Below are 12,700 nucleotides of genomic sequence, written 5' to 3' on the forward strand. Positions count from 1 at the left end.
TAGATACAGTTCCAACTGATGAAGAGTAAATCGAAATGGCTACGAAAGAAGGAGTTTTTGTTGTTGGCAAAAAGAATCAAATGGTTTCATGTATTAATAGCAGTTGTATGTGTGGTGGGCCTTATCGGCTTTTTCCATAATCATTCATTGAAAAAAGAAACGGTCATGAATAAAGTAAGAACTGATTCTCAATATGGGAATGTTGAGATCGCAACGCTTGTGAATGACGGGAAAACTTTTAATTACGCGGTTAACTATCCCGTTTTCAAAAATGAAAAAATGGATTCGGCATTAAAAAGATTCGCAGAAAAAGAGGTTCGTCAATTTCAAAAGGAAACAAAAGACGTTGACCAAGAGCATACGACAAAACGCAACGAATTAAATGTTGATTATAAAATTGTCCATTATGCCAAACAGACAGTGGCGATTGTATTTAATGAATATAAATACATCGGCGGGGCACACGGGCAAACCGTGAAAAAAACGTTTAACTATGATTTTAGTAAACAAGCGTTTCTTTCCATTGATGATATTTTCAAAGAGGACGCTGACTACTTACATAAGCTTTCGTTAATCGCTTATCACGAACTGAAAAAGAATAAGGACATTGCAGCGGACGATGCACTGTTAAAGGAAGGGACGGCTCCGAAAAAAGAAAATTTCAGCCGCTTTGCCATCAAGGAGGATTATATCGAACTTTACTTTGACACATATCAGGTTGCAGCAGGCTATCTTGGAGAGCAATCGATTGCCATTAAGAAAAGTCTTTTGAAAGACATTCTGAAAGAACAATATATTGATAAAGCAAAAAATAAAAATAAAATCAAAGAACAAAAGCCGAAGCATGAAGTGATTTCTTTACCCAAAGAGGAAACGGTTGATCCAAATCAAAAAGTCATTGCGCTTACTTTCGACGACGGCCCGAATCCTGCGACAACAAATCAGATTCTAGACTCCTTGAAGAAATATAAGGGTCATGCCACGTTTTTTGTTTTGGGGAGCAGGGTTCAATATTATCCGGAAACGCTAATAAGAATGCTGAAAGAAGGAAATGAGGTGGGGAACCATTCATGGAGCCATCCACTTCTCACAAGGCTTTCAGTGAAAGAAGCGTTAAAGCAGATCAATGACACGCAAGACATCATTGAAAAAATAAGCGGATACCGCCCGACGCTTGTAAGACCCCCATACGGCGGCATTAATGATGAACTGCGGAGTCAAATGAAAATGGATGTTGCGTTATGGGATGTTGACCCGGAAGATTGGAAAGACCGTAACAAAAAAACAATCGTTGACCGTGTCATGAGTCAGGCGGGAGATGGAAGAACCATTTTAATTCACGATATTTACCGCACCTCTGCTGATGCGGCCGATGAAATTATGAAAAAGCTCACCGATCAAGGATATCAATTGGTGACGGTTTCTCAGCTTGAAGAGGTTAAAAAACAAAGAGAAGCGAAATAAATTACAAAAGGCTGTCCGTACGGACAGCCTTTTTTCTATTTAATAAGAGCCTGTGGTGGCCCAAACATTTAAGTTTGGTCCTGAATACTTGCCGAAAGCGTAAGAAGTCCTTGGATCTAAATCATATACCATCGGTGTATAGCAAGACTTTTGGCCGGCCACCGCTTTTCCATTGCCGCCTGCAGAATCACAATTATATCTTTTTCCGTCTGTGTTCCGGGTAATCTCCGCATTTGCTTCATAGCCAGACGTCAATGTATTATTCATCGTGATTTTTGCCCAAGCCGTTTTACATGTACTGCTGAATTTAAGCTCGACTACTCCGATGACTTGATTGCTGGCATTCACTAAGTTTGAGGATTTTTTTGTAGAGCCGCTGGACGCACAATCATTGTAATAAGGGCTTTTTCCATCGTAGGCATGGGTTTCCGCCTTGGCGGGTGCACCTTTGACGGCAAAAACAAATACTACTGCGAATAACACCAATGAAGCCTTCATAAACAGTCTTTTCAATTTATGACCTCCTTAATATGGCAAACAATAAATCATATGGAGGAACAATCAAAACATGCATGCTTTTTTGTGAACAATAAAGGCGGCCGGGAGGATGGAGTTATTGGCCGCCTTTGGTGTGAGGTTAAGCTTTTACATCAATAGTTTGTCCGAGAGTCGGATGCTGAATCATCTTTAAGGTTTGATCGGCATTTTGCTGGGCGGTGTCCAGCATTTTTTTCGTTAAAGCGATATTAACATTCTGGGCAAGGGATGCTTGATGCATCGCAACTGATAAAGCAGGAATATCCATCGTTCCACCTCCTATGCCTTACCTATCGGCGGCTTTGTATCATTTTACAGTGAAAAATGGCTTAATTTTCGCTGTTGACCCTTACGCTGCGGCATATCGTATGTTTTTGACAAGGAGGGAATCAGGATGAATCTTGTAATGGAAAAGACCTTTGAGCAATACGAAAAGCTGTTTTCAATGGAAGAACAGAAAAGAGAAGATGAATTTCGGTATACGATGATGAGGCCGTTTGAAAAGATGTGGACCGCCATCCAAGTTCCGCTGAAAGCGAAGGAGCCAAACGGCTATGATGTGATCATGGCTGCGAAAATGCTGGGCTATTTGGATGTCCGTGATGCTGAAAGCGGCCAGAAAGCACTGCAAATACTGAAAGAATCACATGTTTCAGAGACAGCTGAATCTGCACTTCGGCAATGCATATTTTTTGCTGAGCGCGAACAGCTGCGGGTGAATGCAGAGGAGATCAAATTCGGCCTTTATATCGCTGATCCAAATAAACTTCAGCTGCAAAAAGGCTACTGCGGGTTTGGCGGGATACCGGGCTTTATTCATGTATGGATTGATCCGAACCGTTATAACCTGCCAAGGATTCCTTCAATTATTGCTCATGAATTTCATCATAATGTGCGGTTTTCGTATATAGATTTTCATCATGGCTCTGTAAGTGTCGGGGATTATCTTGTGATTGAAGGATTGGCGGAATCATTCGCCAGAGAGCTGTTTGGTACGGAACGATTGGGCCCTTGGGTGACTCGTTTTGATCATGAGGATTTGCAATATTCCATTGATGTGATTAATGAGGTGCTGGATGTGAAAGGATTTTCGGAAGTCAGCCGTTATATGTTTGGTGATCCAATTGCTAACGACCAAGGCTTTAAGCCTGCAGGTTTATCGGCTTTTGCGGGTTATGCAGTTGGCTATCATGCCGTTCAGTCATTTATGAATCAACATCATATCACGATAAGCGAGGCCACGCGTTTGGATGCGAAGACCATTCTTTCTCAGTGCGGATTGTTTTCCAAATGAAAAAAAGCGTCACATACAGCGGCGCTTTTTGATTCCCAAAACCAGCAGTTCTATGGCGGCACAGGCGGCAATTCCGATTGTATATGCTTCGATATCGCTCCATAAAAAACCGTACCCCAGTACAAGTCCGCCAAGAGAAGTATCCCTAATCTGATCGATCCATTCGGCATGATAGAGCTGGCTGAATTCAATGACAAAACAGAAAGAAAGACTGATAATGCCCGTTATCATTGTCTTCAGCCTCCGAAATAGAAATCCGCATCCCGTAAAGATCATGGCGGCCCACAACGAGTCCCCAAGATAAGTATTGAGGGTATCAGGAAGAACCCTGGAGTATGCTCTGGATCCAAGCCCCAGCCCAATGATCAGTATGGTGAAAACTGCATATATCCATCGATTTCGCTTCATTGCGAATTGATACCCCGTCTCTGCTTCATCTCCCTGTATTGTAAGGAATATAGCTTTTATTTGTCCACTAAAAAAGCGGCTGAATAGCAGCGTAGGGTGTTTATTTTGCTTTTAGGTTTACATGGTCGGCTGTCTGATCCGTGCCTATTACAAAATGGAGTTCATAGCGGCCTGTATCATATACATAATCGATTTCATCGGTAAACGGGACGGTTAACACCCGATTTGCTGGCCCTAATTGCTTCTGCAGCACTTCCGGCGTAACTCCGCCTAAATTCAGCTGCCGTTCCACACCGGTTCCAAAGTAACGGATTTCTGAAATTGTCATGTCTTTATGATAGGAAAATCCGTAGCCCGGCTGTCCCATATTCCAGTGATATAAATCAAATCGATTGTCTCCCCCGACGGGTCTTTCCGGTTCCCCAAACGCAGCGTGGACATCCCCTTTTGTGCTTTTGTTAATGGTAAGGCCTTGCGCCTGCTGAGGCATTTCCCCTTTATAGGCGGTGTTATAGAGGTTTTTGACAAGCTCGGCGGCTGATTGATTCGTGTTTTCTGAGAGCGTGTTTGTTTGAGCTGCGGCCTTTGCCGGTGCTGAAAAGGACGCAGCCCCAAAGCCGGTAAAACAGCTTGTTACTGCTGCCGCAGCGGTAATAGCAGACATTGTCTTTTTCATGTTGATCCCTCCTTATTGATCTACCATCCCGTTTCCCGGTGTTAGTGCAATAAAACATGTGAGTGCGCTTTGTATGTTTTATTGAGTTGTTGTAAGGGAACTGAAATAGGTAATTCGGTATAAAGCAAGAAAGGGGAATGGAGATGGCTGGCAAGAAAAAAAACACAATAAACGGCGTTGAAATGGAAGCGTCCGAGGAACAGACGGTGCTGCAGCTTTTGAATAACAGCTCGATTGAAGTGCCGCAAGTTTGCTATCATCCAAGCTTAGGACCGATTGAAACATGTGATACGTGCATCGTCAGCATCAATGGTGAGCTGAAGAGGTCGTGCTCCGCTGAATTAAAGGATGGGGATATCATTGATACGCTCTCACCTGACGTGAAAAAAGCGCAGGTCATCGGGATGGACAAGATTTTATATAATCATGAGCTTTATTGTACAGTTTGCGATTACAACAATGGGGGATGCGAAATACATAATACGGTGAAGGAAATGAAAATCAATCACCAAAGCATTCCGTTTGATCACAAGCCATACCATAAGGATGAATCCCATCCGTTTTATCGGTATGATCCAGATCAATGTATTTTGTGCGGACGCTGTGTTGAGGCATGCCAGGACGTTCAGGTAACTGAAACGCTGACCATTGACTGGGAGCGGAAACGCCCGCGCGTCATTTGGGATAACGACGTGCCGATCAATGAGTCGTCATGTGTGTCATGCGGCCATTGTTCAACGGTCTGTCCGTGCAACGCGATGATGGAAAAAGGAATGGAAGGGGAAGCCGGATATTTAACAGGCATCAATAACGAAACGCTGCGACCGATGATCGAGATCACGAAAGGCGTAGAGACAGGCTACGGCTCGATTCTCGCGATTTCTGATATGGAATCTGCTATGCGCGATGAACGAATCAAAAAAACGAAAACCGTCTGCACGTATTGCGGCGTCGGCTGCAGCTTTGATGTCTGGACAAAGGGCAGAGACATTCTAAAAGTAGAGCCGCAGGAGGAAGCGCCAGCCAACGGCATTTCTACTTGTGTGAAAGGCAAGTTCGGCTGGGATTTCGTTAACAGCGAAGAACGCCTGACAAAGCCGCTGATCCGTGAAGGTGACCATTTCCGTGAAGCAGAGTGGGAGGAGGCGTTATCGCTGATCGCCAGCAAGTTCACGGAATTAAAAGAGGCGTTTGGCCCGGATTCTCTCGCTTTTATTACATCTTCTAAATGTACAAATGAAGAATCCTATCTTATGCAAAAGCTGGCCAGAGGGGTCATTGGCACAAATAATGTGGACAACTGCTCGCGCTATTGCCAATCTCCTGCGACTGCCGGCCTGTTCCGGACAGTCGGCTATGGCGGTGATTCAGGATCAATTACAGATATCGCGCAAGCGGACCTTGTTTTGATTATCGGTTCGAACACGTCTGAGTCGCATCCAGTCTTATCCACTCGCATTAAACGGGCTCATAAGCTGAGAGGGCAGAAAGTGATCGTCGCGGATATCAGAAAACACGAAATGGCAGAACGCTCCGATTTATTTGTCCAGCCGCGTGCCGGATCGGATATCGTCTGGCTGAATGCGATCGCCAAATATTTAATAGAAAACGGCAAGGCCGATGAACGATTTTTGAGAGAAAGAGTGAACGGACGTGATGAATATGTAAAAAGCCTCGCGCCGTACACACTTGAATATGCTGAGGAGAAAACCGGGATTGATCGAGAAACCCTTATCCAAATGGCAGAGATGATCGGGCAAGCTGACAGTGTGTGCGCATTGTGGGCGATGGGCGTGACACAGCATATTGGAGGAAGCGACACGAGCACGGCGATCTCTAACCTGCTGCTTGTGACAGGAAACTACGGAAAACCGGGAGCAGGTTCTTACCCATTGCGCGGTCATAATAACGTGCAGGGAGCAAGTGACTTCGGGAGTATGCCTGACAGAATGCCAGGCTATGAAAAAGTGACGGATGAACAAGTCCGCCAAAAATACGAGCGTGTGTGGGGTGTGCCGCTGCCGAAGGAGCCGGGTATGACCAACCACGAAATGATTGAAAAAATCCATTCCGGACAGTTGAAAGCGATGTATGTAAAAGGTGAAGAAATGGGCCTGGTGGATTCCAATATCAATCATGTACACGCCGCATATGAAAAGCTTGATTTCTTTGTGGTGCAGGACATTTTCCTTTCACGTACAGCGGAGTTTGCTGATGTGGTTCTTCCTGCGAGCCCAAGCCTTGAAAAAGAAGGAACGTTTACAAACACAGAACGCCGGATTCAGCGTTTGTATCAGGTGTTTGAACCGCTGGGCGAATCAAAGCCGGATTGGCAGATTATTATGGAGGTTGCCAATAAGCTTGGCGCCGGCTGGCACTATAAGCATCCTGCAGACATTATGGAGGAAGCAGCCAAGCTGTCGCCGATTTATGCCGGTGTCACCTATGAACGTCTTGAGGGCTATAATTCCCTGCAATGGCCTGTAAACGCTGATGGAAAGGATTCACCTTTACTCTTTACAGAGCGCTTCCCTTTCCCGGACGGCAAGGCCATTCTCTACCCTGTCCAGTGGACAGAGCCTGAGGAATTCGGTGAGGAATATGATATCCATGTCAACAATGGGCGGCTCTTGGAGCATTTCCACGAAGGGAATCTGACTTACAAATCAAAAGGGATTTCGGAAAAAACACCGGAAGTGTTCTTAGAAATTTCTCCTGAGCTTGCGGCAGAACGAGGGATTCAGGACGGAACCCTCGTCAGGCTCACATCGCCTTTCGGAAATGTCAAAGTGAAGTGCCTGATTACTGATCGAGTCAAAGGGAAGGAAGTATATCTGCCAATGAACGATTCAGGGGAAGCGGCGATCAACCTGTTAACAGGCAGCCATGCCGATAAGGATACCGATACGCCTGCTTACAAAGAAACATCGGCCAAGATGGAAATTTTGAAGCACGACGGAATCAGCCCGCTGCCTAAGATCAACCACCGCAACGGCAATCCGCAGCCGCAAATCGGTGTGCAGGTTCAAAAGAAATGGGCGCGGAAGGATTATATTTTCCCTGGTGACGCTGTGAAAAGGGGGATGGGCCATAATGGCTAAAGCGATTAAACGAATCCAAAAAATCGAGGTAACAGAAGAGGATCAGCGAAAGCGTGATTTGCGGGAAATTGAAGATGCTCTAATTGACCACAAAGAAGCGATTCTCGAAACCTTGCATATGCTGGGCCATATGAACGAGCGCGGTGTCCTGCCGTTGCTCCGCGGCCTTTTTGGCCAAGGGGATAAAATTCTTGATATCCTGGTGAAAAAGGCAGATACAGAGGAAACAGCCAATACGCTGAAAAATCTGCTTCTTCTGTTTGGGACACTCGGCATGCTGGACGTGAAGCAGCTCGAGCCTCTCATTTTGAAAGTGAATGCGGGTGTAGCAAGCGCCGTAGAGCAGAAAAACAGCGAAGAAAAGACAGGTTATTTTGATATTATCCGCTCGCTAAAAGACCCGGAAATCAACAAATCAATTACACTGCTCTTTTCCTTTTTAAAAGGAATGGGACAAGATACAAAGGAGCTGGAACGCACGACGCAGCCTCCGGAACACCAAAAACATCATCAGGAACCTCGAGAGAAAAGAGGAATGAATAAGCGAGATTGACCTCCCACCCGAGCGGCTTCAGCCAGCTCGGGTTTTTTGATGAAAAGGTCTATTGGACTAGTAAAAAATATTCAAATACTAGGAAGAAGTAAGATTGTGATGAATGAGATAGAAATAATCGTTACTTTCTTACCTGTTAGGAAAAGGAAAAATCTGATTATAATAGAAATCGATTACTTTAGATGGGGGAACAATCATGAAAAAAGTCTTATTACTATTATTTGTCTTGACGATCGGGTTAGCGCTTTCAGCGTGCAGCCAATCGAGCGATGCGTCAGAGAAGGAAAAACCGAAAGAGAAAAAATCGCAAGAAGAGCTTGAAAAGGAACTTGATAAGGAATTGAAAAAAGGCGGTGAGCCGAAGACCAAAAAAGATGATCAAATACATAAAATAGGAGAAACAATTAAAGTAAATGATATTAATTTCACGGTGAATAAAGTGGATCGTGAACAGAAGGGCCAATATGGAGATTTGGGTGGAAAAGACTATGATAAAACAAAAACAGTAAAAGATAATGAAGAGCGGTTAATTATAGAAGTGACCCTAGAATACGTTGGAAAAGGTTCAATGGAATACAACCGATTAGGATTAGATCTGAAAGACAAGAAGAATAAATCAGTTCGCTCAGTCATTTCATTGGAGGATAAAGGAAAAATGTTTTTGGGGGGGAATCTGGCGTCAGGAAAAAAGGTGACAGGAGTAGTTAGTTATGTAATACCCAAAGGGGAACAGAAAAATTACACATTAGTGTATAACCCTTTTTTAATAGATACTGGAAGTGATAGAATTGAGGAAAGCGCAAAATACAATATAGATTATTTGATAAAATTAGAAAAATAGCATTAAAAAAAAGCACGTTTTCATCAGGGAAGAAGCGTGCTTTTTTTATAGTGACAAATAATGTGAAGGGGAGAGTGATAAAAGTGCAAACCAAATGGCTGGAACGGGCACAGCGGATTCGGGCGATCGCACAGGCGGGGCTTGCTTTTTCCAAGGATGTGTACGACAGGGAGAGGTACGAAGAGCTAATGAAGCTCAGCGCGGAAATGATGGTGGATTACTCACAGACGGACATTGAAGTTATCACTGATTTATGGAAAAGGGAGAGCGGCTATCCGACACCGAAAGCGGATGTGCGCGGCGCAGTATTCCGAGAGAATCAGATTTTGCTTGTCCGGGAGAAGCATGATGAGCTGTGGTCGCTGCCGGGTGGATTTTGCGAGATTGGTTTATCGCCAGCTGAAAACGTCGTCAAGGAAATCAAAGAAGAGTCGGGGTACGATACAGAGCCGTCTCGATTGCTGGCCGTGCTAGACAGCCATAAACACTCTCATCCCCCTCAGCCTTATCACTATTATAAAATCTTCATCGCATGCAGCATGACGGGCGGGCAGGGGGAAACAGGGATCGAGACGAATCATGCCGCTTTTTTTCCGAAAGACAGCCTCCCGCCGCTTTCTCCCAAACGAAACACACCCTCACAGCTTAGCATGCTGTTTGACTTTTTGCGCCATCCGGACAAGAAAACGATATTTGACTAAAAAAGAAAGAGCCTATGGGCTCTTTCTTTTTTATAATGTAATGTGTTTTTCGTTGGCGAGTTTCAGAAGGGTCAAAATAGAATCGGCTTGTTTATGGCCGAGTTTTTGCTTTAATTTGTTTTCTTCAACTAATCGGCTGCCATAAATTTTGACAGAGGCTTTGTCGACGACAGTATGCCAGTTTTCCTGTTTTTTTCCCTCAACAAGCGGTTTTTCATGTCTCTCAGAAAAAGAGAACACAAAGAGTACGAATGCAAGTGAAAGTAGGATTCCGACAACTTGTTTTTTGTAATCAGTCTGTGCTGCCACGTTGTTCTCTCCCTCATCTTTTACCTTCTATTTAATCATAGAACCAAATTATTTTACATAATGGGAAAGTCATTTTTGGAGTTAGTGCATTTGGTTGAAAACAGTGACGTTTTTTGAGCGGAGCGGTGCAATTGAATCCATATTGGATTTGCGTGCTTATGCCTAAGGTCACGTTGTGAGCCAAAACAGCAGTGCAGAATAGAAAAAAATTGAAAGATTATGGTAAGATGAACGAAATTCGAGGGGGAATATATGATGCCTGCATCGAACATCGTGATCGCCTGCCTGCTGTTATCAATTTAATTATTTGTGGTAGTCCCTCTCTTTTTCGAAAGCGGGAGGTGAAGTGGAACATTCATTGCTGAATTTTTTCAAGGGAGTGACCATAATGAGTGTGTTAAACCGCCGGCAAGCCTTGCAGCGAGCGCTGCTCAATGGGAAAAACAAACAGGATGCGTATCATCCGTTTCCATGGTACGAATCGATGAGAAAGGATGCGCCTGTTTCCTTTGATGAAGAAAATCAAGTGTGGAGCGTTTTTCTTTATGATGATGTCAAAAAAGTTGTTGGGGATAAAGAGCTGTTTTCCAGTTACATGCCGCAGCAGACAAGCTCTATTGGAAATTCCATCATTAACATGGACCCGCCGAAGCATACAAAAATCCGTTCAGTCGTGAATAAAGCCTTTACTCCGCGCGTGATGAAGCAATGGGAACCGAGAATTCAAGAAATCACAGATGAACTGATTCAAAAATTTCAGGGGCGCAGTGAGTTTGACCTTGTTCACGATTTTTCATACCCGCTTCCGGTTATTGTGATATCTGAGCTGCTGGGAGTGCCTTCAGCGCATATGGATCAGTTTAAAGCATGGTCTGATCTTCTGGTCAGTACACCGAAGGATAAAAGTGAAGAAGCTGAAAAAGCCTTTTTGGAAGAACGAGATAAGTGTGAGGAAGAACTGGCTGCGTTTTTTGCCGGCATCATAGAAGAAAAGCGAAACAAACCGGCACAGGATATTATTTCTATTTTAGTGGAAGCGGAAGAAACAGGCGAGAAGCTGTCCGGTGAAGAGCTGATTCCGTTTTGCACGCTGCTGCTGGTGGCCGGAAATGAAACCACTACAAACCTGATTTCAAATGCGATGTACAGCATATTAGAAACGCCAGGCGTTTACGAGGAACTGCGCAGCCATCCTGAACTGATGCCTCAGGCAGTGGAGGAAGCCCTGCGTTTCAGAGCGCCCGCCCCGGTTTTGAGGCGCATTGCCAAGCGGGATACGGAGATCGGGGGGCACCTGATGAAAGAAGGTGATATGGTTTTGGCGTTTGTGGCATCGGCAAATCGTGATGAAGCGAAGTTTGACAGGCCGCACATGTTTGATATCCGCCGCCATCCCAACCCGCATATTGCGTTTGGCCACGGCATCCATTTTTGCCTTGGGGCTCCGCTTGCCCGTCTTGAAGCAAATATCGCGTTAACGTCTTTGATTTCTGCTTTTCCTCATATGGAGTGCGTCAGTATCACTCCGATTGAAAACAGTGTGATATACGGATTAAAGAGCTTCCGTGTGAAAATGTAATAGATAAGGAGACTGGAGATTCATGAAAAAGTACCATATTTCGATGATCAATATCCCGGCGTACGGACATGTCAATCCTACGCTTGCTTTAGTAGAGAAGCTTTGTGAGAAAGGGCACCGTGTCACGTACGCGACGACTGAGGAGTTTGCGCCCGCTGTTCAGCAAGCCGGTGGAGAAGCATTGCTCTATCATACATCCTTGAATATTGATCCTAAGCAAATCAGGGAGGTGATGGAAAAGAATGACGCGCCCCTCAGCCTTTTGAAAGAATCACTCAGCATTCTGCCGCAGCTTGAGGAGTTATATAAGGATGATCAGCCTGATCTGATCATCTATGACTTTGTTGCGCTGGCTGGTAAATTGTTTGCTGAAAAGCTTAATGTTCCGGTCATTAAGCTCTGTTCGTCATATGCCCAAAATGAATCCTTTCAGTTAGGAAATGAAGACATGCTGAAAAAAATAAGAGAAGCAGAGGCTGAATTTAAAGCCTACTTGGAGCAAGAGAAGTTGCCGGCTGTTTCATTTGAACAGTTAGCTGTGCCGGAAGCATTAAATATTGTCTTTATGCCGAAGTCTTTTCAGATTCAGCATGAGACGTTCGATGACCGTTTCTGTTTTGTCGGCCCCTCTCTCGGGGAACGGAAGGAAAAAGAAAGCCTGTTGATTGACAAGGATGATCGCCCGCTTATGCTGATTTCTTTGGGTACGGCGTTTAACGCATGGCCGGAATTTTACAAGATGTGCATCAAGGCATTTCGGGATTCTTCATGGCAAGTGATCATGTCTGTTGGAAAAACGATTGATCCAGAAAGCTTGGAGGATATTCCTGCTAACTTTACCATTCGCCAAAGTGTGCCGCAGCTTGAGGTGTTAGAGAAAGCTGATTTGTTCATCTCTCATGGCGGGATGAACAGTACGATGGAAGCGATGAACGCAGGTGTGCCGCTTGTCGTCATTCCACAAATGTATGAGCAAGAGCTCACTGCAAATCGGGTTGATGAATTAGGCCTTGGCTTTTATTTGCCGAAAGAGGAAGTGACTGTTTCCAGCCTGCAGGAAGCGGTTCAAGCTGTATCCAGTGATCAAGAGCTGCTCTGCCGCGTCAAGAATATGCAAAAGGATGTAAAAGAAGCTGGCGGAGCGGAGCGTGCGGCAGCTGAGATTGAAGCGTTTATGAAAAAATCCGCTGTCCCGCAGTAAAAACATAAAAACCGAAATCAATTTGATTTCGGTTTT

13 protein-coding genes are annotated in these 12,700 nt (G+C 44.6%); 8 read left to right on the forward strand and 5 right to left on the reverse strand.

Features of this window, described 5'->3' with window-relative positions:
- Positions 1–60: 60 nt before the first annotated feature.
- Positions 61–1,464: a peptidoglycan-N-acetylmuramic acid deacetylase PdaC gene (pdaC, locus tag M1D65_RS06535; RefSeq protein ID WP_032725486.1), complete on the forward strand. Its 1,404-nt coding sequence runs from the start codon at positions 61–63 to the stop codon at positions 1,462–1,464.
- Positions 1,465–1,503: 39 nt separating this feature from the next.
- On the opposite strand, the gene M1D65_RS06540 is transcribed toward pdaC, so the two are convergent.
- Positions 1,504–1,977 carry a YjfA family protein gene (locus M1D65_RS06540; RefSeq protein ID WP_003244679.1) on the reverse strand — a complete coding sequence of 158 codons (474 nt, stop codon included), beginning with the start codon at positions 1,975–1,977 and terminating at the stop codon, positions 1,504–1,506.
- 124 nt (positions 1,978–2,101) lie between these two features.
- Positions 2,102–2,269 carry a YjfB family protein gene (locus tag M1D65_RS06545; RefSeq protein WP_014476499.1) on the reverse strand — a complete coding sequence of 56 codons (168 nt, stop codon included), beginning with the start codon at positions 2,267–2,269 and terminating at the stop codon, positions 2,102–2,104.
- A 126-nt stretch (positions 2,270–2,395) separates the two neighbouring features.
- Between M1D65_RS06545 and M1D65_RS06550 the strand changes: the two genes are divergently transcribed.
- The gene (locus M1D65_RS06550) at positions 2,396–3,295 is read left to right on the forward strand and encodes a DUF2268 domain-containing protein (RefSeq protein ID WP_032725487.1); all 900 of its coding nucleotides are present in this window, start codon (positions 2,396–2,398) and stop codon (positions 3,293–3,295) included.
- Positions 3,296–3,304: 9 nt separating this feature from the next.
- On the opposite strand, the gene M1D65_RS06555 is transcribed toward M1D65_RS06550, so the two are convergent.
- Both M1D65_RS06555 and M1D65_RS06560 read right to left on the reverse strand, forming a co-directional pair.
- Positions 3,305–3,703: a ribosomal maturation YjgA family protein gene (locus M1D65_RS06555; RefSeq protein WP_032725488.1), complete on the reverse strand. Its 399-nt coding sequence runs from the start codon at positions 3,701–3,703 to the stop codon at positions 3,305–3,307.
- A gap of 100 nt (positions 3,704–3,803) precedes the next feature.
- The gene (locus M1D65_RS06560) at positions 3,804–4,379 is read right to left on the reverse strand and encodes a YjgB family protein (RefSeq protein ID WP_014476503.1); all 576 of its coding nucleotides are present in this window, start codon (positions 4,377–4,379) and stop codon (positions 3,804–3,806) included.
- 143 nt (positions 4,380–4,522) lie between these two features.
- Between M1D65_RS06560 and fdhF the strand changes: the two genes are divergently transcribed.
- The 4 genes from fdhF to M1D65_RS06580 all read left to right on the forward strand — a co-directional run bounded on the left by fdhF (position 4,523) and on the right by M1D65_RS06580 (position 9,575).
- Positions 4,523–7,480, forward strand: coding sequence for a formate dehydrogenase subunit alpha (fdhF, locus tag M1D65_RS06565; RefSeq protein ID WP_032725489.1), 2,958 nt, complete (start codon positions 4,523–4,525; stop codon positions 7,478–7,480).
- Complete coding sequence (locus M1D65_RS06570; protein WP_032725490.1) at positions 7,473–8,033, forward strand: DUF1641 domain-containing protein; 561 nt, start codon at positions 7,473–7,475, stop codon at positions 8,031–8,033. Before fdhF ends, M1D65_RS06570 begins: the two co-directional genes overlap by 8 nt.
- Positions 8,034–8,229: 196 nt before the next feature.
- A complete protein-coding gene (locus M1D65_RS06575; protein WP_014479525.1) occupies positions 8,230–8,874 on the forward strand; it encodes a DUF4352 domain-containing protein in 645 nt (214 codons plus the stop codon).
- Between the two features lie 74 nt (positions 8,875–8,948).
- Positions 8,949–9,575, forward strand: coding sequence for an NUDIX hydrolase (locus M1D65_RS06580; protein ID WP_080286187.1), 627 nt, complete (start codon positions 8,949–8,951; stop codon positions 9,573–9,575).
- Between the two features lie 30 nt (positions 9,576–9,605).
- Here M1D65_RS06580 and M1D65_RS06585 read toward each other — a convergent pair whose 3' ends face one another.
- The gene (locus M1D65_RS06585) at positions 9,606–9,884 is read right to left on the reverse strand and encodes a hypothetical protein (RefSeq protein ID WP_003232791.1); all 279 of its coding nucleotides are present in this window, start codon (positions 9,882–9,884) and stop codon (positions 9,606–9,608) included.
- Positions 9,885–10,272: 388 nt separating this feature from the next.
- Here M1D65_RS06585 and yjiB point away from each other — a divergent pair, with 388 nt between their 5' ends.
- Entirely contained in the window at positions 10,273–11,463 is a 1,191-nt protein-coding gene (gene yjiB, locus M1D65_RS06590) for a monooxygenase YjiB (protein ID WP_032725492.1), read from the forward strand.
- 22 nt (positions 11,464–11,485) lie between these two features.
- Positions 11,486–12,664 carry a glycosyltransferase gene (locus tag M1D65_RS06595; protein ID WP_032725493.1) on the forward strand — a complete coding sequence of 393 codons (1,179 nt, stop codon included), beginning with the start codon at positions 11,486–11,488 and terminating at the stop codon, positions 12,662–12,664.
- Positions 12,665–12,700: the final 36 nt, after the last annotated feature.

This window comes from Bacillus sp. JZ39, assembly GCF_053903145.1.

Coding starts and splice junctions, on each gene's coding strand:
- fdhF (WP_032725489.1), top strand. CDS start 4,523: ATGGCTGGCAAGAAAAAAAACACAATAAACGGCGTTGAAATGGAAGCG.
- M1D65_RS06570 (WP_032725490.1), top strand. CDS start 7,473: ATGGCTAAAGCGATTAAACGAATCCAAAAAATCGAGGTAACAGAAGAG.
- M1D65_RS06545 (WP_014476499.1), bottom strand. CDS start 2,269: ATGGATATTCCTGCTTTATCAGTTGCGATGCATCAAGCATCCCTTGCC.
- M1D65_RS06595 (WP_032725493.1), top strand. CDS start 11,486: ATGAAAAAGTACCATATTTCGATGATCAATATCCCGGCGTACGGACAT.
- M1D65_RS06555 (WP_032725488.1), bottom strand. CDS start 3,703: ATGAAGCGAAATCGATGGATATATGCAGTTTTCACCATACTGATCATT.
- M1D65_RS06560 (WP_014476503.1), bottom strand. CDS start 4,379: ATGAAAAAGACAATGTCTGCTATTACCGCTGCGGCAGCAGTAACAAGC.
- M1D65_RS06550 (WP_032725487.1), top strand. CDS start 2,396: ATGAATCTTGTAATGGAAAAGACCTTTGAGCAATACGAAAAGCTGTTT.
- M1D65_RS06575 (WP_014479525.1), top strand. CDS start 8,230: ATGAAAAAAGTCTTATTACTATTATTTGTCTTGACGATCGGGTTAGCG.
- yjiB (WP_032725492.1), top strand. CDS start 10,273: ATGAGTGTGTTAAACCGCCGGCAAGCCTTGCAGCGAGCGCTGCTCAAT.